Genomic DNA, 17,963 nt, shown 5'->3' on the forward strand with positions numbered 1-17,963 from the left:
CGCCGCTCCGGGGTCCACTGGGGACCTCACCGCTCCGGCCGAGGGCGGCAATTTGTACGCAGGTTCATGGTCATTCATAGATCTAGTAAACGGCGGGAACTTTGTTGAGTTCGCTATCGTTCCCGGCGCCTGTCGCGGGCGATATTCGCGCAAATAGGTCGCGGTGCGTTCGTTGCGGGCCGGGACCAGTTGACTAATCCTTCCTGACCGGCGAATTGGTCGCGGAGTACCGCAAGGGTAGGCAAAATACTTTATTCCTTGCCTTGGTCTCATGCCTAGGCATTCTTCAGGAGAACCGCATGTCCGTCACGCCGATGAAGGCTGGAGCTAGCATCCTTGCTGGAGGGCCCGCGAAGCTCATCGAGCGGTGCGGGGAGGCCGTCGGCGGCGCGGACAAGATTCTGCAAGCCGCCAAGGCCGGGGTCCGGATCAAGATCCAGGAAGCAGGCGGCATCGACGAAGCGCAGCACGCGGCGCATGGGCTCGCGTGGCTGGCGACGACCGTCGAGGGTCTCCGCCAGATGCACGACTGGGCGGCCCGCCTCGAAGGGGAAGGGCGCTTCGGCGAATTCGAGCAGCTGTTGCTCATCGCTGCCTTTGGCGAATACGCCGCGCAGGTGGCGAGCGGCATCCCCATGAGCCAACTTGAAATCACGCGGCCCGACGCGCTGGGGGTGCCGAAAGCCGATCTTCGCCGTTACGAGGATTCCGTCGCCGATCTCGTCGCTGAGGGCGGTTCGGAAACGGTGAAGGCGCGTCTCGGAGAGCTGATTGCAGTTCAGCCCGACGCGATGACGTTCGGCGACACGGGTCTCGACGAGACGCACGCGCAGATCCAGGATCTGATGCGCCGTTTCTGCCTTGATGAAGTTTATCCGCACGCCCACGAGTGGCATCTCAAGAACGAATACATTCCGCTCGATGTCATTGCGAAGCTCGCCGAGCTCGGCGTCTTCGGTTTGTCGCTTCCGGAAGAGTTCGGCGGCATGGGGCTTGGCAAGGAATCGATGTGCGTCGCGTCGGAAGAGCTGTCGCGCGGTTACATCGGCGTCGGTTCGCTTGGCACGCGCGCAGAAATCGCGGGCGAGCTGATCCTCCACAACGGCACGCCGGAGCAGAAGGCAAAGTTTCTTCCCAAGATCGCCTCGGGCGAGTTGCTGCCGACGGCGGTTTTCACCGAGCCGAATACCGGCTCCGATCTCGCGTCGCTCAAGACGCGCGCGGTGAAGGATGGCGACGTCTACAAGATCACCGGCCAGAAAACGTGGATCACGCATCCGGTCCGGGCCGACGTCATGACGGTTCTGACGCGCACCAATCCGAACGAGCCCGGCTACAAGGGCCTGTCGATGTTCCTCGCCGAGAAGCCACGCGGGACCGATGCAGAGCCGTTCCCGGCCAAAGGCATGACGGGCGGCGAGATCGAAGTTCTCGGCTACCGCGGCATGAAGGAATTCGACATTTCCTTCGACAACTTCGAAGTGCCGGCTGACAGCCTGCTCGGCGGTGTCGAGGGGCAAGGGTTCAAGCAGTTGATGATCACCTTCGAGGGCGCACGCATCCAGACCGCTGCGCGCGCTGTCGGCGTCGCGCAATGCGCGATGGACCTCGGCCTCAAGTATGCGCTCGACCGCGTGCAGTTCGGCAAGCCGATCTATTCTTTCCCGCGCGTCCGCAACAAGGTCGTGATGATGGCGGTCGAGACGATGGTCGCCCGGCAGCTCACGTATTTCTCGGCGCGGCAGAAGGATGCCGGCCGGCGCTGCGATCTCGAAGCGGGCATGGCGAAGCTGCTCGGCGCGCGCGTTGCCTGGGCCAACGCCGACAACGCTCTGCAGATCCACGGCGGTAACGGTTTCGCGCTCGAATACCCGATCAGCCGCGTGCTCTGCGATTCTCGCATCTTGAATATCTTCGAGGGCGCTGCTGAAATTCAGGCGCAGGTGATTGCACGGCGTCTGCTCGAAGGCGCCAACTAGAGCCCTAAGGGGGGAACGCTCATGCGGTTCATGAAGGCGATCGTTATCGGCGCGCTCGCCTTGGCGATGAGCGGTCCCGTCCTTGCTGAGGATGATGAGGACGGTCCGCTCGCTGCGAGCTGGATTGCGACCGAACTCGGCGGCAAGCCCGTCGAGGGGCTGACGCTCAATTACACGACGGACAAGGTTTCCGGCACCGGCGGGTGCAACCGCTTCAGCGGCCCCATTTCCATCGAGGACGATGCGATCCAGATCGGGCCGCTGGCTGCCACGAAGATGATGTGCGAAGGCAAATCCGAGATCGAAACGCAATATTTCACGGCCCTTGAAGCAGCGCGCTCCTTCGTCGTCGAAGGTGATATGCTGACGCTGAAGGCTGACGACGGGCACGTGCTCGTGAAGTTCAAGAAATAGTGCGAGCGGGCGGCTGTCGCCGCATTACCGGAGCCCAATGGCACGCTCTATTCTCATCACCGGGTGCTCTTCCGGCATTGGCCTCGATGCGGCGCGCACGATGCGCGAGCGCGGCTGGCGCGTCATCGCAACGGCCCGCAAACCCGAAGACCTCGCCCGGTTGAAGAATTTCCTCGGCGTCGAAGTTCTGCCGCTCGAGCTCGCGGATTCCCAGTCGATCGCGACGTGCGCCATCAGTGCGCTGGAGATGACGCGCGGCAAGCTCGACGCGCTTTTCAACAACGCGGCGTTCGCGCAGCCCGGAGCAATCGAGGATCTGACCCCGAAGCTGCTGCGTGAGCAATTCGAGGTCAACGTGATCGGCACGCACGATCTGACCCGCCGCCTCATCCCGGCGATGCGCAAGAACGGTGCGGGCCGCATCGTCAATTGCTCGTCCGTGCTCGGCATGGTCGTCGCTCCCTATCGCGGTGCCTACTGCGCATCGAAATTCGCGCTCGAAGCGCTGACGGCGTCGTTGCGGCTCGAACTCGAAGGTTCGGGGATTTCGGTTTCGCTGATCGAGCCGGGGCCGATCCGTTCGCGGTTCGTGGAACATGCACTCGCGCGGCTGCTCGCAACCGTCGATATCGAGAACTCGCCCCATCGCGACGTTTACCAGGCGCGTATCGATGCGATGAAGGCGGGCGGCAAGATGTCTTTCAAGCTCGAGCCGGAAGCGGTGACCAAGCGGCTTATTCACGCCGTCGAAAGCGCGCGGCCGCAGCGGCACTATTACGTCACGACGCCGACGTATCTCGCTGCCGCCATGCGCCGGCTGCTGCCGCAGTTCGCGATCGATTATTTTACGCGGAATTCCTGACGACTGCCGGCTATGTGGGCTCTGAGCTTCGATCGCCAGACCGCGAGCTTTTCATCGAGCGTTTTCGTGTAGAGGGGGCTCGACGACGGCAGTTCGATCAAATCGAACTCCCCTGCCGCGATGATGCCGGGCTTCACGACGAAGCGGCGGAATAAATCGCGCGCCTTCTGCCCATTGAAGGCAATCGCCTCAATCGCCGGATTGGCTGCGAAGTAGTCGGAGAAGGCATTTGCGGTGGGATTGCGAATAGCTGAATCCGCGCTTCCGATGCGCTCGGCGCCTTCGAGCACATCCCAAAGTGCCCAGCGGTTGACGTTCAAGAGCGCCAAGCGCTTTTCATAGAGAGGTGGCAGCTCTCTATTGGCGAGGGCTGCGATCAGCGGCCAGAAATGGTTTCGCGGATGTCCGTAATACTGCTGCCGTCGTAACGACTCTTCGCCGGGAAGAGTGCCGAGGATGAGCAGGCGCGCATTTTTGGGGCCGATCGGCGGGAAACTGTATTTGACGACCGGACTGCTCTTGAGCGGCAGCGCCTTCGTTCGTTCGGCAGCCATTACCCCTCACGCTCGATGGTAGGGATGTCCGGAAAGGATCGTCGCGGCGCGGTAAAGCTGCTCCACGAGGACGACGCGCGCAAGGCCGTGCGGAAGCGTCAGGGAGCCGAGGGAGAGCTTCACGCTCGCTGCGGCGAGGGCTCCATCGCCGTGGCCGTCCGGACCTCCGATGAGGAAGTTGCACGTCTTTGCGCCGCCATCGCGTGTCTCGCGGATGAGGGCTGCGAAGGCTTCGCTGGTGAAAGAGCGTCCCAACGGGTCGAGCGCTATCGTGACGTCGCCCGGGCCGATCTCCCGCAGGAGGCGGGCCGCTTCTTCGCGCTTGCGCTCGTCAACGCCAGCCGCGCGGCTTTCGGAAAATTCGCGGATCTCAATGGGGCCCAGGCCGAGCGATTTGCCCGTGCCGTTGAGGCGCTTGGCATAGCGCTCGACGATGGCGCGTTCCTCGGCGTCCTTCAGTTTCCCGATCGCCGAGATCGCGATGCGCATCAATCAACCGCCTCGCGGCCGAAGGTGTTCGGCCGCGTCTGTCTCAGGTGGTGCAATTCCGCGCAATCAGTGCTGCGAGGAGTCGCCACGCGATGCGTCCGGCGGGATCTCCGCCTGCCACATCTTTTCGAGGTTATAGAATTCGCGCACCTCGGGCCGGAAGACGTGGACGATCACGTCGCCCGTGTCGATCAGGACCCAATCGCAGGCCCCCAAGCCTTCTACTCTGACGCGGGCTTCACCGCGCGCCTTGAGCTTTTCCCGCAGCTGTTCGGCAATGGCGCCCACGTGCCGGTCATTACGGCCCGACGCGACGACCATGAAATCGCCCAATGCGGATTTGCCTTTGAGGGGGAGCGAAACGATCTCCTCTGCCTTTGCGTCGTCGAGCCAACGGACGACATCATCGAGCAGGGCGGCCGAGTCCGGCGCCGGAGCGGCGGACGAGGCGGATGAGGTGCTCTTACGAGCGGCCTCGGTTGTGGTTCGAATCAAGCGGCGAACGTCCTTTGCTGGTTGGTCCCGCATGTTTGGCGTCCGGACGATCCGGAGCCACGCGGATATTACTGGGGGTCGCGCCGGGCCGCAATTGGAAACGGCGGAAGTCATGAAAGCGTCATATAAGTCAAAGGCTTAATTATTTGGCCCCGAGCTCTGCGGGCTTCGTTGCGCGCAAAGCGGTGGAGGAAAGACCGGAAAGCCGGATGGTCAGCAGCATCCAGGCAGGCGGTTGCCGGTCGGCGAGGCTCGCGGCTTCGGATTCCGGCACGCGGTAGCGCTCAAGCGCCCGGGCGGCGGGTGAGGATAGGGCGGCGTGGCGCCAGTTCGGCCGATCGACGACCGCTATCGGCATGATCTCTGCGATGTGGCGCCAGTGCTGCCAGCGGTCGAAATAGGCGAGATTGTCGGCGCCCATGATCCAAACGAAGCGGACGGCGGGGTAGCGCCGCGTCAGAAACGATAGTGTTCCGGCGGTGTAGCGGGTGCCGAGTTCGCGCTCGAAGCCCGTAATCTTCATTTTCGGTCCGTGGGCGAATGCACGGACAAGGTCCATGCGGCCGGCGAGCGAGGATAGCCCGTTGTGCGATTTCAGAGGGTTGCCTGGCGTAATGAGCCACCAGACCTGATCGAGCTTCAACCGCTTCATGGCCGCTTCGGCGGCGATGCGGTGACCGTCATGGGGAGGGTTGAACGTACCCCCCATTACGCCGATGCGTTGCCCCGGAAGACAGAAAGGGGTTTTGACGCGAAGGGAGCCGAAGCTTTGCAGCGGTATCTTTCGCGTCAATGGCGACGTGCCTCTCCGCGGTTCATCACTTCGGCCGGATCTGGCCGTTGCCGCGGACCTTGTACTTGAAGCTCGTCAGTTGCTCGACGCCGACGGGGCCGCGTGCGTGCATCTTGCCGGTCGCGATGCCGATCTCGCCGCCAAAGCCGAATTCACCGCCATCGGCGAACTGGGTCGAGGCGTTGACGAGGACGATGGCCGAGTCCACGCGATCGAGGAAGCGTTCGGCGGTTGCCTCGTCCTCGGTGATGATGGCGTCGGTATGCTGCGAGCCGTAATGCGCGATGTGGTCGATTGCTTCGTCGACGCCATCGACCATTCTCACGGCGATGATCGGCTCGAGGAATTCCTTGCCGTAATCGTCGGCGGATGCCGCTTTGACGCGCGGGTCGGCCTTCTGGGCGACCGCGTCGCCGCGCACTTCGCATCCCTCGTCCAGCAGCGCCTTGACCAGGGGCGTTACGAAATCGCTCTTGGCGTTCTTGTCGATGAGCAGGCACTCGGTCGCGCCGCAAACGCCGGTACGCCGCATCTTGGCGTTGACGACGATCGGCAACGCGATCGTCATGTTCGCGGCTTTGTCGACGTAGGTGTGGCAGATGCCTTCGAGATGCGCGAAGACCGGCACGCGCGCTTCGTCCTGAACGCGTTGCACCAAGCTTTTGCCGCCGCGGGGAACGATCACGTCGATGGCGCCTTCGAGGCCACGCAGCATCGCGCCGACGGCTTCGCGGTCCGTCGTCGGGACGAGCTGAATGGACGCTTCGGGAAGGCCGGCAGCGCGAAGTCCTTCGACGAGGCAGGCGTGAATGGCAACGCTCGAATGATGGCTTTCCGAGCCACCGCGCAGGATCGATGCGTTGCCCGCTTTCAGCGAAAGCGCACCGGCGTCGGCCGTTACGTTCGGCCGGCTTTCGTAGATGATGCCGATCGTTCCCAAGGGAACGCGCACGCGCTGGAATCTCAGGCCGTTCGGCCGTGTCCACTCGGCCAGCACGGTGCCCACGGGGTCCGCCAGCTCGGCGATTTCCTCGAGCGCTTTGGCGATGCCTTCGACGCGCTTTTCATTGAGAAGAAGACGGTCGACGAAAGAGTCGGGACGGCCAGCAGCTTTCGCCGCTTCGATATCCTTGGCGTTGGCATCGAGAATTTTGGGCGTCGCTGCGCGCAGAGCAACGGCTGCTGCCTTGAGGGCTTTGTTCTTTTCTTCCGGCGTGGCGATGCCGAGGCGGCGGCTGGCTGCTTTCGCCGCTTCTCCGATGCCGCGCATCAACGCGGCCGTATCGTTCTCGATGCGCTCCGGTCTGTTCATCCTCAAGTCCTCGTCAACGCCATATCGTCCCGGTGGATGAGCGTGTCGCGTCCCTCGTAACCGAGGATTGCGGCGATCTCACCGGATCGTTTTCCCATGATACGCCGAGCTTCGTCCGCCGCATAGGCAACAAGGCCGCGGCCGAGCTCGCGTCCGTCGGCCGAGCGGATGATGACGGCATCGCCACGGCCGAACGTGCCATCGATCCGGGTCACGCCGGCCGGCAGGAGGCTTTTGCCCGTCAGGAGCGCCTTCGCGGCGCCGGCATCGAGAAAGATTTGGCCGTTCGGCACCAGTTGGCCCGAGATCCAGCGCTTCTTCGCGGTGACCGGATCGGACTTCGCAATGAACCAAGTGACGCGCGCGCCTTCGGAAATGGCGCGCAGCGGATGGTAGATTTTGCCCGTGGTGATGACCATGTGGGTGCCCGCGGCCAGCGCGATTTTTCCGGCCGTGATCTTGGTCTTCATGCCGCCCTTGGACAGCTCCGTCCCTGCGTCGCCCGCCATCGCCTCGATCTCCGGGGTGATCTCGGTGACGAGGGGAATATGCTGGGCGCTCGGATCGTCGTTCGGGGGAGCGGTATAGAGGCCATCGATGTCCGACAGCAGGACGAGGCAGTCGGCGGACACCATCGAGGCGACGCGCGCCGATAACCGGTCATTGTCGCCGTAACGGATTTCGGCCGTCGCGACCGTATCGTTTTCGTTGACGACGGGAATGGCTTTGAGCGCGAGCAGCACTTCGATGGTGTTGCGGGCGTTCAAATAGCGCTGGCGTTCCTCGGTGTCGCCGAGCGTCAGCAGAACCTGGGCGGCCGTCAATCCGCGTGCGGCGGCGAGTTCCTGATAGGCGTGGGCGAGACTGATCTGGCCGACGGCTGCCGCTGCCTGGCTCTGTTCGAGTTCGAGCACGCCCTTGGGGAGCTTCAGCGCATGGCGGCCGAGAGCGATCGAGCCCGACGAGACGAGGACGATTTCCTTACCCGCCTTCGCGAGCTGGGCGACGTCGTCCATCAGGGAATTCAGCCAAGCGGATTTGATGCGACCCGTTTCGCGATCGGTCAGCAGGGCCGAGCCGATCTTGACCACGATGCGCTTCGCGCCGGCCCATTCGGGTCGCGCCGTGAGCGTCGTGGCATCGGATGCTGACGTGGAGACCATGTCCAACTCGAGAAAAGGCGCCGGAAAAGCCGGCGCACCGCCTGCTTATCTTCAAATGCGGGCATTCCGGCAAGAGGCGGGCGCCGCATACCGGCAATGCCTAGGGCATTTTTACCAATCGCCTGCCGGAATGGCTAATCCCGCACTACGGGACGAACGACAGGAAGAGAAAGGTGCCGAAGATTACGAGGTGAAGGAAGCCGAAGAGCACGTTGGTCCGGCCCGTTCCGAACGTCAGCATGCTCGTTGCCAGCGCCATGACGACGAGGACGACGTCGTCCATATCGAGGCCGAGGACGAGCGGCTTGTGAATGAAGATATTGGCCGCCGCGACGGCGGGGATCGTCAAGCCGATGGTCGCCAACGATGATCCGAGCGCGAGGTTGATGCTCTTCTGGAGTTCGTCCCTGCGTGCGGCCTTGACGGCGGATATCGATTCCGGCGTTAAAACAATGAGGGCGATGATGAGGCCGCTGATGCTGGCCGGCGCGTGGGACTTCGAGACGCCGACATCGATCACCACGGCGAAAAGCTTGGCCAGCAAGACGACAGCGGCCAATGCCACACAAAGCAGGAGCGCTGCGAGTGCGAGCTTACCTTGGCTTTTGGACGGCGAGGCATCCTTTTCTTCAACATGCTCCCCGACAAAGTAGCCGCGGTGCAGGACGGTCTGGGTGTAGAGGAACACCATGTAGAGCGCGATCGTTACGATGCTGACGAAGATCAGCTGGCTTTCCGAATAGAGATTGCCCGGCGCTGTTATCGTGTAATTCGGCAGGATGAGCGTCAGCGTCGTCAGCACGATCAGCATGGCGAGATAGATCTTTGCCGACGTCACGTCGAAGCGCTGCTGACGGTAGCGAATGCCACCCACAACGATGCAGAGGCCGACGAGGCCGGTGGTAACGATCATGATGACCGCGAAAACGGTTTCTCGCACGAGCGTCGGCGTCGCCTTGCCGGTCACCATCAAGGCAACGATGAGCGCCAATTCAATGACTGTGACCGCGATGGTCAGGACGAGCGTGCCCAAGGGCTCGCCCATAATGTGCGCGACCTCTTCGGCATGGTAGACGGCTGCGAAAACCACGCCGATGAGCAACGGGACGAGAATGATGGTTTCGGCTATGCCGAGCGTGTGAGACGCAAAGTCCTCACCATATCCCGTCGCAGTCGCGACAACGAAAAACAGAAGACCCAAGACGGGAATTGCCCAAGTCCAAACTGGGAATCGGGCCGAATGGGTCATGCACTAACTTTCCTGGATGCTTTATCGATTGGGGGAGGGGCTAACTAAAAGTGCGTTAATTGTGAGTGAGTTGCACGCATCCCGCAAGTGATCCAGTACAATCAGTCGCAATTTACGGCTGCCAGGGACCGGGCGCTTCGGCGTCGGCGTCCTCTTCCGCCGTGTTCGCACGCGAAATTTCGCGCGCGATTGCGTAAAGCGCTTCCTTCACGCCTTGGCCGGAGACAGCCGAGAGTATCAGCGGCGTTTTGCGTGACGCTTTTTTCAGAATGTCGCGGCGCTCGAGCAATGTCGCTTCGTCGACCGCATCGCACTTCGAAAGCGCGACGATTTCTTTCTTCTTCTCGATGCCGTTGCCGTACGCCTTGAGTTCGCGGCGGATGGTTTTGTAATCGGCGGCGACGTCTTCCGAGGTGACGTCCACCAAGTGGAGCAGAACGCGGCAGCGTTCGACGTGGCCGAGAAAGCGATCGCCGAGACCTGCGCCGTCGTGCGCGCCTTCGATCAGGCCCGGGATGTCGGCAAGAACGAAGTCGACGTCGCCGGCGCGTACCACGCCGAGGTTCGGGTGCAGCGTCGTGAACGGGTAGTCGGCGATTTTCGGTTTCGCTGCCGATACGGCGGCGAGGAACGTTGATTTGCCTGCGTTCGGGAGGCCGACGAGCCCGGCATCGGCGATGAGCTTCAGCTTCAGCCAGATCGTCATTTCTTCGGGGGGCTGGCCGGGGTTGGCGTGGCGCGGAGCCTGGTTCGTCGCGCTTTTGAAATAGGCGTTGCCGAAGCCGCCGTTGCCACCTTTCGCAAGGCGCACGCGCTGGCCGGGCGTCGTCATGTCGGCGAGCAGCGTTTCGCCATCCTCGGCAAAAACCTGCGTGCCGGGGGGAACCTTGATGGTGCAATCCTTGCCGTTCGGTCCAGCACGGTTCTGGCCCATGCCCGGCGTTCCGTTCTCGGCGAAGAAGTGCTGCTGGTAGCGATAATCGATGAGCGTATTCAGGTTCTGTACGCACTCGACCCAGACGTCGCCGCCCTTGCCGCCGTCGCCGCCGTTCGGTCCGCCGAACTCGATGAACTTCTCACGCCGGAAGGCGATGCAACCGTTGCCGCCAGCTCCGGACCGTATGTAGATTTTCGCCTGATCGAGAAATTTCATGATGCCAAAGCTCTAATGGCCATAGTCCACGGACGACGGCGCTCGTATGAGAGTGCAGGTAACTCGCATTGGCGCGCTTCGCACCAACCGGTTGCCGATCCTGAAAGTTTGAAGCCGAGCTTGCGAATGACGCGCGCCGAAGCTCCGTTGTCCGTCAGATGCTTGCATACGAACCGGCGAACGCCTGCCTTAGCGAAACCGTAGGCCATGACCGCGCGAGCGGCTTCCGTTGCGTAGCCTCGACCCCAATAGGCCTTGCCGAGCCAATAGCCAAGCTCTGCGTCGCCATTCGCTTCGGCTGTGAAGCCGCAGATGCCGATCAACTCCCCCTCGCGTTCGATACCGAAGACTTCTTCGCGCTCGGCGAGGCCGTTAACCCACTCGAGGGCGGCTTCTTCGTTGTACGGATAAGGAATGCGGCCGGTCATGCTCGCAACATCCCAGTCGCCAGCAAGCACAGCGATGCGGGCGGCATCACCGTCAACGACGGCCCTGAGGAGGAGGCGTGCGGTTTTCATGGTCTCGGCTAAAGCATGAAATTCAGATCACGATATGAGCGCGAGCCAAAAAAGGCAAAAGGGGACGGCAGAGCCATCCCCATGGTCGTTATAACTCTGCACACTTGGCGACTCCGCTGACGCGAAGCCGGCCGCCAAGTGTAGCGCCAAGTGCAGTCAGTATTACTCCGCCGCGATCGGCTTGGCGGGTTTGACCGAGATATAGATGCGGCCGTTTCGCTTGGTCGCGAATTCGACTGTGCCTTCTTCGACGGCGAAGATGGTGTGGTCGGTTCCCATGCCGACGCCCGCGCCGGGATGCCACTGCGTTCCGCGCTGGCGGCAAAGGATGTTGCCGGGAATGACGTACTCGCCGCCGTAACGTTTGATGCCGAGGCGTTTGCTTTCGGAATCGCGGCCGTTACGTGTCGAACCGCCTGCTTTCTTTTGTGCCATTTCAAAGTCCTCGAATGGAGCGGCGGCTCGTTACGCGCCTGTGATGTCGGTGATACGCACGACAGAAAGGTCCTGACGATGGCCCTTCTTCCGGCGAGAGTTCTTACGGCGGCGCTTCTTGAAGGCGATCAGCTTCGGTCCACGGGATTGCTTCACGAGTTCGGCGATGACCTTGGCACCCGATACGACCGGTGCGCCGATGGTGACATCTGCACCCGAGCCGACCATCAGCACCTGGTCGAACTCAACCTTGGCACCGGCGTCGCCCGACACTCTTTCAATCGTAACGACATCGTCCTTGGAAACGCGGTATTGCTTGCCGCCTGTCTTGATGACAGCGTACATGGCTTCGTCCTTTCGGCCCTTTAGGCCTGTTACCGCGCCCTGTGGCGCCACCGTAAAACGGTGGACTTTCAATGGAATGCTAGTCAGTGCTAGCGGGAGCCTCGGGCAGCGCGTTCAACGCGGGCAATTTGCCTGCCCACGGTAGGCGCGGTTTATTGTCGAAGTGAGGCTGATTGTCAATCGCCATGCGGCGTTTCGGCCGCGTGCCCAACGAACGGAAATGCCGTCGTAATTCGTAAAGTGCATACCCATTTCATGCTCAATATGTCCGCAACTCGAGGGTAAGACGGAACGGTTATGGCAGTTCCAGCTAGGGCTTCCGGAACGCTGGCCGAACCGGCTCCGCTGCCGCAGATTCCGGTCATTGAGACCGGGCCGGATTTTCCGCTTGCGACGCTTCGCGCGTCTCCGGGTAAGACGCATGCCCTCCTCGACATTGCCACCCGGCGGTATCCAAGGCGGCTTCTCGCCGGCCTCGACCGGGTTTCCCGGGCGTGGCTCGTGCGGTGGAACAACAAGCATCTCGATGAGATCGACACGATCGCGGGGCTGCTCGGGCGGCCGGGCGCGTATTTCTTTTCAATCAATTACGAGTGGGGGTGCACCTGTCGCGCGGCGCCATCGCCGGATCGTGACTCGGCGCGGCTTATTCGGGTTCTGGATTGGAAAACTCCGGGCCTCGGCAGCAATCTCGTTTGCGCCAAGGTTACGGGTGCTCCCGCCGGGCCGTTCGCGGTCGTGACGTGGCCCGGCTATACCGGGGTTCTACAAGTCATGGCGCCTGGCCGCTTTTCGGCCGCCCTCAATCAGGCGCCTATGCGCGATCCGACGGGACTTTTCTATTTGGATTGGGCCGCAAACCGCCGCCGCGTTTGGAAGATGCCGCATCCGACGCCGGCTCATCTTTTACGTAAAGCGGCCGAGGAGGCCCGGGATTTCCGTGAGGCGTGCCGGATGCTGACCGAGCAGCCGATCTCGACGCCGGCGATCTTCACGCTTGCCGGTATCGCGCCGGACGACACTGTCGTCATCGAGCGCACCGAGGACGCGGCGCGCGTGCGAGAGGACGACGCGGTAGCCGCCAATCACTGGCATACGCCGGGCTGGCGGGGCACGTCGCGTGGCGAAGGCAGTTGCGAGCGTGCCAACCTCATGAGGGAGACCGAAACTCTGTTCGATACGGAGTTCGGATGGCTCGCTCCGCCGGTGCTGAACGAGAAGACGCGTCTGGCGATGGTTGCTGATGCCAAGGCGGGCCGTTTGGTGGCTCGTGGATACGAGGCGACTGGCCCTGCGACCAGGACGCTCGATTTCATTTGGGATGCGGCTCTCTGAGCCGCTTGCGCAGAGGGAAAAGCGAAGCTACAAGCCCACTTCGCCGTTTGGCGCCGCGGCTTCCGGAGAGGTGGCAGAGTGGTCGATCGCGCCGCACTCGAAATGCGGAGTACTCGCAAGGGTACCGGGGGTTCGAATCCCTCCCTCTCCGCCAATGTTTCAATAAAATCAATGTCTTACGAGGTTGGTTGAGACGTACACGCCATCCTCTGCGCCAATATTGATAGCGCCTGGAAGCGACACGATCAGACAAAAGACGACTGCGTGGCGCTGCTCGCCATCCAGAGTCCATTGATCACCCCGATGAGGTCACCCATTGGGGCCAATTGGAATGCGCGTTTTCAATATGTGGATTGGTCCCGGCAAATCGGAAATGACGACTGACGATTTTGCTCTTCGGCAGCAATGGCCTAAGTGCCGACCGCCAAAGCAGGTAGGATTACGGTCGTTCCAGATGAGGCTCAGCTCGTGGCGGTTCTTGTAAACCTCGGACTGCAGACGCCCTAGCCATCCATATCGATGCCAATCGTTTGCCAACCGCATTTGTTGGCGCTTCTATCGTGTAATGAATGAGGATCGCGAGTCCGAGAGAGATTGCCACCGGGAGCAGGGTGACCAGAAGCTGCGCCGCGTGACCGGTCAGGAAATAGAAGCAGACCGGTTACACACGTGGCAGATGTAGCGGCAGTGGTCTGCGCTCGCAACCTATGACCCCGGTAAGGGGTTCGTTTGCCTTCTTGATCTTACGGTCTTGTCCAAAGACGACGGTCATAGTTGATCCTATCTCATGGACGAGTTCCTCAATCGCCTGCCGCTCGATTCCTTTATGGAGGCGCCCGCCGCTCCAAGGCTAGTTGCCATAGCAGTCTTCTTCGTCATCCTGACGTGCTTCTGGCGCGGACTGACTTTCAAAAGCAGACGTCGCCCGTGGAAATCGTGGCCGGCAGCCAACGATATCGAAACAAGGATTTCCGATCCCGTTTGGCAGATGCAGTTTGTCTCGGCCGTGGAGTTCGAGCCTCAACCGCTTCTCAACAAAAGAGAGTTCCAGGTCCTGCTTCTCCTTGAAGCTGTCTCACGCGAGCTCAACTCGGGCTTTCGTGTGATGGCGCAAACAAGCCTCGGCGAAATCCTGCGGCCCAAAAGTATGTGGCGTCAAACAGACGCCGATCTCGCGTACCGATCCATTAACAGCAAGAGGTCGGACTTCGTCATCGTGGACCGCTATGGCATCGTAGTGCTGGCGGTCGAATACCAGGGTCACGGACACTATCAGGGGAGTGCCGTCCAGCGAGACGCCGTCAAACGCGAGGCGTTCCGCAGCGCTAATGTTGCCTTCCTCGAAGTTCCGGCGGATTTTCAAAAAGCTGAGGTGAGGCGTGTCGTGCGCCAGATTCTTGAGCGTAGCAAATCGGCGGAGCCGCGCCGGAGGCAGAAAACAGCGGATTAACGAACAGCCTCGCGAGGCTGTCTCTGTCGTCTTCGGTTTGAATGAGCCGTCTGGTGTGCATGGGCGAAGCAAAAAAGCTGCGAGCCAACAACCTATGCCGATCCCTCGCGTTGTTCGTCGTTAGAACCCTCGATGTAATCGAAGGAGGAAATTATGTTTAAAATTCTCATCACACTAGCCTTCCTGGCGCTTCCGGCAGCAGGCACCGCGTACGCGCAGAGCCACAAGGATTGGTGCACTGACGCCCATATGGAGAAGATGGAGGCGATGATCGCCAAAATGACTAACTCGGAGAAGCAAAAAGCCGCCCGGGCGCACCTCCATTTGTCAAAGGCGGAGATGAAGAAAAACAACACGCCGGGATGTGTGAAGCAAATGCAAGAAGCCCACAAAGCCATGGGCCTATGATCTTGCAGGACTTGGTGGTCCGCGAAGTTACACAGATAAGCGAGGCTTGCGCGTACTTGTGAGCGGTGGTCCCGCAACACTGCCGGAAGAGCTCTTGCTCCCGGATCCTCCTTTTTGAGCTTCGGCGGTCGCGTTGAGGTTTGCTGGGTCGTTGCAAATTTACCAGAGCTCTGGTTCTCAGCCTCGCCGCTTGGACAGGAACCTGCAACTATCTCGCTGTCTCTGGCCGGACGTGAGGAGCTAAATTCACAGCCTAAAACGCTCGAAAGCTCCGTCTAAAGAGCGAGCTGGGCCGCGTGGACGCGTAGGGTGTTCAGGGGTAAGTACGCGCCGATGTAGCGCCGCGCACTTTCAGAGCTAGCATGTTGGCGGAGGGGGTAGCCTCTTAGCGAATCGATTGCTCGTTCGTCATTTGGAAATATTATATCAAATTGTTATTCGATAGGTTCAAGTGTCGATAGAAAAATTGCGACCCATTTCGGGGAGCTAAGGGGCCTAACCCCCTGTCACGAAGCTTTTAAAGAAACGATATATGCGTCCACGGAATTCATTTTCCGCAGCCGCGTTTGATCGGTTGTCCCCGTTACATTTTTGGCTTCAACGAGGTTTTTTGTGTCACGAATTTTTTGCGATACCGAATTGGTTGAATCAAGCGGTCTTGCGCTTCTTCGCACGGCTTACGAGAGCGCCCGGGATGCCTTGCAGAGTGAGGCTGCACTTACCGACACCGATCTTGATGCCTTGACGGACGTCATGGCCGACGCCCTTCTTTCGCTTTATCGGGCGGGGCAGGTCGATGAGACTAGGCTCAGCAATTACGCCGTCGCGAAAACGCTCCGGCACCTCAACGCGGGCCAGCGTTAAGCGGAATAGGTTTATCGATAGCCACTGCGAGCTAGGTCAATCGCGCATTGTGGATCGTCACGGCAAGGCGACCACGGAATTGATCGAAGTCCGCTCACCGCCAGAGCGCCCGCCCTTACTGTAACCGAGGCCCTTCTCGAAATATCCTTTAGCTTTCGCAGCCATGTCAGGTGTCCATTTCACCGGTGCTCCGAATTTCCTACCGCTCTTCTCTGTTTGCCGACAGAATTGTGGACGAGATCGGGGCTTCCGAACTCTTTCTCTCTAACGAAATCGCTGCTTTTAGGCGGACTCCGTCTCCACCGATCGATATTCACGATCCTGTGGAAGTGTGAAGCAACACAGGGCAGCGTAGACGGTAATGTCTGAAATGCCGAGAAAGCCGACATCCAACGCTCGATCGCGAATACCGGTCATATCGGTTCGTGGCGCGTCAGCTGCTCATCGGTAAGCGGACGTTGCTGGTTTGCAGCTGTGGGCCGATTTTGTTGTCGAGAACATGGATCAGCGCCCACACGTCTTGTTCGTACTGTGGGCCTTCAGTAGTGCCTTTGGAATTGTTGCCTCGGTTAAAACGTCGGTTTGCCGGTAGGGTCGAGCATCGGGAGGTATAGACATAACGATTACCTCGAAGTGCATTCACAGATTCGTTTGTAAGAAACGTGCACCAGGAATTCAATATGACGGATACTCGCTTTATCGGGCGTGTCTGCTTTGCGACAGTGCGGGTTATGACGGAGGAGAATGCCCATGAGCATTGATATTGCCGTCGCACGAGCCCTGCATGTGCTGGCCGTCGTCATCTGGATCGGCGGCGTGTCGATGGCGACGACGGTCATGTTACCGGCCATCCGGCGAGGCGATCTCGGCGGCGATCCGCTCCACGCGTTTGAGTTAATCGAGCGCCGCTTCGTTTGGCAGGCGCGGTTCGCCGTTCTCGTTGTCGGTCTTAGCGGCCTCTATATGATATGGCGTCTCGATCTTTGGGATCGATTTTATTCCCTCACGTTCTGGTGGATGCACGCAATGGTCTGCGTGTGGCTTCTGTTCGCTTTTTTACTGTTCGTTGCCGAGCCCTTCATTCTCCAGCGCCACTTTCGTCGATGGGCGGCGGCTCAACCGGAAGCCGCCTTAGCTTGTTTGCATCGAGTACACGGGGTCCTACTGGTCCTCAGTGTCGCGACAATTCTGGGTTCGGTGGCAGGAAGTCATGGATGGTCGCCATCGTAACGATCATAACGTGATAAGCGGATTTAACTGCTATTCACGCCTCCGATCGATTCGAAGCGGGGTAGATGACCGTCCTATCGGGCTGAACGACCGCTCCCGGAGTAAGGCGAGCAGGCTCCAGGCGCCCCCGTCCCATAATGTGGAAAACGGCTTCTCCACTGGCGATAAGATAGTCGGCGACAATGCGGCGATGGCATCGCCACCATACCGCTTCCGAACACATGATCGTGCAGCGTCGGTTGCGTCCCTCTGCGAGCAAATGCGCAAGGCCCGCATGGAACCCTGCTGAGAGCGCGTAGTCGGCGTAGTTATGAAAGCTCTCATTCGTCCAAAAACCATTGACGCTAGGGGACAAGCTTTTGGCTTTCCCGCGAAGGCCGCCGAGCGCCGTCACATGTTCGTACGAGATGTCGAAGGCCGCCAGGGCTTCGGGTAACGTGTCCTTGTTGAACTGCGGATTGGATCTCGATCTCGGAACCTTTCTGATGTCCACGATCCGACCGACATGGGGTCCGCGCAACAGCTCAACGAAGTCCTCAAGGCTTCGGTTGGAATGGCCGATGGTGAAGAATGGAAGCTCCATCACGCGTAGTCGAGCGCACCGCCCTTATGGGCCGCGATATGATCGGTCGTGTCGCTTTTGATCTCGTATTGGGGATCGCGTTCCGAAGCGTGATGCACATGACCTTTGTAGTCGAAGTCCGTGGTGTGAATAGCGATAATCGTCCCTGACACGCGGCCCGCCTCGGAATTCCAGCGTACATGATCGCCGATTTTGAACCTTTTAGCCATCTCGCGGAGTCCTAGTTTCTTCCCGAAGTGCTTTCTTCAATAGGGTCCCATCGTTGTGTCTCTCGTGTCCCACGCAGCCTCATCTAATTCGGGCCATGGGCGGACCGCAGAGATTGAACCAGA

General features: G+C 60.4%; 21 protein-coding genes and 1 tRNA gene. 9 read left to right on the top strand and 13 right to left on the bottom strand.

The genetic code is table 11. The features are described from left to right. Window positions 1-299: 299 nt before the first annotated feature. The 3 genes from BM399_RS00510 to BM399_RS00520 are packed head-to-tail and all read left to right on the top strand — an operon-like array spanning window position 300 to window position 3,255. The gene (locus BM399_RS00510; RefSeq protein WP_092862696.1) at window positions 300-1,979 is read left to right on the top strand and encodes an acyl-CoA dehydrogenase family protein; all 1,680 of its coding nucleotides are present in this window, start codon (window positions 300-302) and stop codon (window positions 1,977-1,979) included. Window positions 1,980-2,000: 21 nt separating this feature from the next. Next, complete coding sequence (locus BM399_RS00515) at window positions 2,001-2,393, top strand: META domain-containing protein (RefSeq protein ID WP_092862699.1); 393 nt, start codon at window positions 2,001-2,003, stop codon at window positions 2,391-2,393. Window positions 2,394-2,430: 37 nt separating this feature from the next. Further along, window positions 2,431-3,255: an SDR family NAD(P)-dependent oxidoreductase gene (locus BM399_RS00520; RefSeq protein WP_092862703.1), complete on the top strand. Its 825-nt coding sequence runs from the start codon at window positions 2,431-2,433 to the stop codon at window positions 3,253-3,255. Here BM399_RS00520 and BM399_RS00525 read toward each other — a convergent pair. The 11 genes from BM399_RS00525 to rplU all read right to left on the bottom strand — a co-directional run bounded on the left by BM399_RS00525 (window position 3,234) and on the right by rplU (window position 11,761). Then, a complete protein-coding gene (locus BM399_RS00525; RefSeq protein WP_092862706.1) occupies window positions 3,234-3,809 on the bottom strand; it encodes a DNA-deoxyinosine glycosylase in 576 nt (191 codons plus the stop codon). The genes BM399_RS00520 and BM399_RS00525 overlap by 22 nt on opposite strands. A 6-nt stretch (window positions 3,810-3,815) precedes the next feature. Further along, complete coding sequence (gene rlmH, locus BM399_RS00530) at window positions 3,816-4,298, bottom strand: 23S rRNA (pseudouridine(1915)-N(3))-methyltransferase RlmH (protein WP_092862709.1); 483 nt, start codon at window positions 4,296-4,298, stop codon at window positions 3,816-3,818. A gap of 66 nt (window positions 4,299-4,364) precedes the next feature. Then, window positions 4,365-4,826 carry a ribosome silencing factor gene (gene rsfS / locus BM399_RS00535; RefSeq protein ID WP_092862712.1) on the bottom strand — a complete coding sequence of 154 codons (462 nt, stop codon included), beginning with the start codon at window positions 4,824-4,826 and terminating at the stop codon, window positions 4,365-4,367. Window positions 4,827-4,935: 109 nt separating this feature from the next. Then, on the bottom strand, window positions 4,936-5,586 hold the full coding sequence (locus tag BM399_RS00540) for a nicotinate-nucleotide adenylyltransferase (RefSeq protein ID WP_092862715.1): 651 nt from the start codon (window positions 5,584-5,586) through the stop codon (window positions 4,936-4,938). 25 nt (window positions 5,587-5,611) lie between these two features. Beyond that, window positions 5,612-6,898, bottom strand: coding sequence for a glutamate-5-semialdehyde dehydrogenase (locus BM399_RS00545; RefSeq protein WP_092862718.1), 1,287 nt, complete (start codon window positions 6,896-6,898; stop codon window positions 5,612-5,614). A 2-nt stretch (window positions 6,899-6,900) separates the two neighbouring features. Then, complete coding sequence (gene proB / locus BM399_RS00550; RefSeq protein WP_092862721.1) at window positions 6,901-8,061, bottom strand: glutamate 5-kinase; 1,161 nt, start codon at window positions 8,059-8,061, stop codon at window positions 6,901-6,903. A 145-nt stretch (window positions 8,062-8,206) separates the two neighbouring features. Continuing rightward, window positions 8,207-9,310: a calcium:cation antiporter gene (locus tag BM399_RS00555; RefSeq protein ID WP_092862724.1), complete on the bottom strand. Its 1,104-nt coding sequence runs from the start codon at window positions 9,308-9,310 to the stop codon at window positions 8,207-8,209. Window positions 9,311-9,422: 112 nt separating this feature from the next. Beyond that, window positions 9,423-10,463: a GTPase ObgE gene (gene obgE / locus BM399_RS00560; RefSeq protein ID WP_092862727.1), complete on the bottom strand. Its 1,041-nt coding sequence runs from the start codon at window positions 10,461-10,463 to the stop codon at window positions 9,423-9,425. Further along, window positions 10,460-10,981, bottom strand: coding sequence for a GNAT family N-acetyltransferase (locus tag BM399_RS00565; RefSeq protein WP_092862730.1), 522 nt, complete (start codon window positions 10,979-10,981; stop codon window positions 10,460-10,462). Before BM399_RS00565 ends, obgE begins: the two co-directional genes overlap by 4 nt. A gap of 162 nt (window positions 10,982-11,143) precedes the next feature. Then, window positions 11,144-11,416 carry a 50S ribosomal protein L27 gene (gene rpmA, locus BM399_RS00570; protein ID WP_045837380.1) on the bottom strand — a complete coding sequence of 91 codons (273 nt, stop codon included), beginning with the start codon at window positions 11,414-11,416 and terminating at the stop codon, window positions 11,144-11,146. Window positions 11,417-11,446: 30 nt separating this feature from the next. After that, window positions 11,447-11,761 carry a 50S ribosomal protein L21 gene (gene rplU, locus BM399_RS00575; RefSeq protein WP_092866026.1) on the bottom strand — a complete coding sequence of 105 codons (315 nt, stop codon included), beginning with the start codon at window positions 11,759-11,761 and terminating at the stop codon, window positions 11,447-11,449. 297 nt (window positions 11,762-12,058) lie between these two features. On the opposite strand from rplU, the gene BM399_RS00580 reads away from it, so the two are divergent. The 6 genes from BM399_RS00580 (at window position 12,059) to BM399_RS00605 (ending at window position 17,048) form a co-directional block, all read left to right on the top strand. Then, the gene (locus BM399_RS00580; protein ID WP_092862732.1) at window positions 12,059-13,096 is read left to right on the top strand and encodes a C45 family peptidase; all 1,038 of its coding nucleotides are present in this window, start codon (window positions 12,059-12,061) and stop codon (window positions 13,094-13,096) included. 64 nt (window positions 13,097-13,160) lie between these two features. Next, window positions 13,161-13,250 (top strand) — tRNA-Ser (locus tag BM399_RS00585). Between the two features lie 633 nt (window positions 13,251-13,883). After that, on the top strand, window positions 13,884-14,546 hold the full coding sequence (locus BM399_RS00590) for a DUF2726 domain-containing protein (protein WP_092862734.1): 663 nt from the start codon (window positions 13,884-13,886) through the stop codon (window positions 14,544-14,546). A gap of 153 nt (window positions 14,547-14,699) precedes the next feature. After that, window positions 14,700-14,954, top strand: coding sequence for a hypothetical protein (locus BM399_RS00595; RefSeq protein WP_092862736.1), 255 nt, complete (start codon window positions 14,700-14,702; stop codon window positions 14,952-14,954). Window positions 14,955-15,593: 639 nt separating this feature from the next. After that, a complete protein-coding gene (locus BM399_RS00600) occupies window positions 15,594-15,818 on the top strand; it encodes a hypothetical protein (protein ID WP_092862738.1) in 225 nt (74 codons plus the stop codon). 750 nt (window positions 15,819-16,568) lie between these two features. Then, window positions 16,569-17,048 (top strand): hypothetical protein, encoded by a 480-nt coding sequence (locus BM399_RS00605; RefSeq protein WP_092862741.1) that lies wholly within the window; start codon window positions 16,569-16,571, stop codon window positions 17,046-17,048. A 34-nt stretch (window positions 17,049-17,082) separates the two neighbouring features. Here BM399_RS00605 and BM399_RS00610 read toward each other — a convergent pair whose 3' ends face one another. Both BM399_RS00610 and BM399_RS00615 read right to left on the bottom strand, forming a co-directional pair. After that, a complete protein-coding gene (locus tag BM399_RS00610) occupies window positions 17,083-17,631 on the bottom strand; it encodes a DUF488 domain-containing protein (protein ID WP_092862743.1) in 549 nt (182 codons plus the stop codon). Next, window positions 17,631-17,840: a hypervirulence associated TUDOR domain-containing protein gene (locus tag BM399_RS00615; RefSeq protein ID WP_045836602.1), complete on the bottom strand. Its 210-nt coding sequence runs from the start codon at window positions 17,838-17,840 to the stop codon at window positions 17,631-17,633. The genes BM399_RS00610 and BM399_RS00615 overlap by 1 nt, the downstream gene beginning before the upstream one ends. Between the last annotated feature and the right edge of the window lie 123 nt (window positions 17,841-17,963).

This window comes from Hyphomicrobium facile (assembly GCF_900116175.1).
GTDB classification, from domain to species: Bacteria; Pseudomonadota; Alphaproteobacteria; order Rhizobiales; family Hyphomicrobiaceae; genus Hyphomicrobium_B; species Hyphomicrobium_B facile.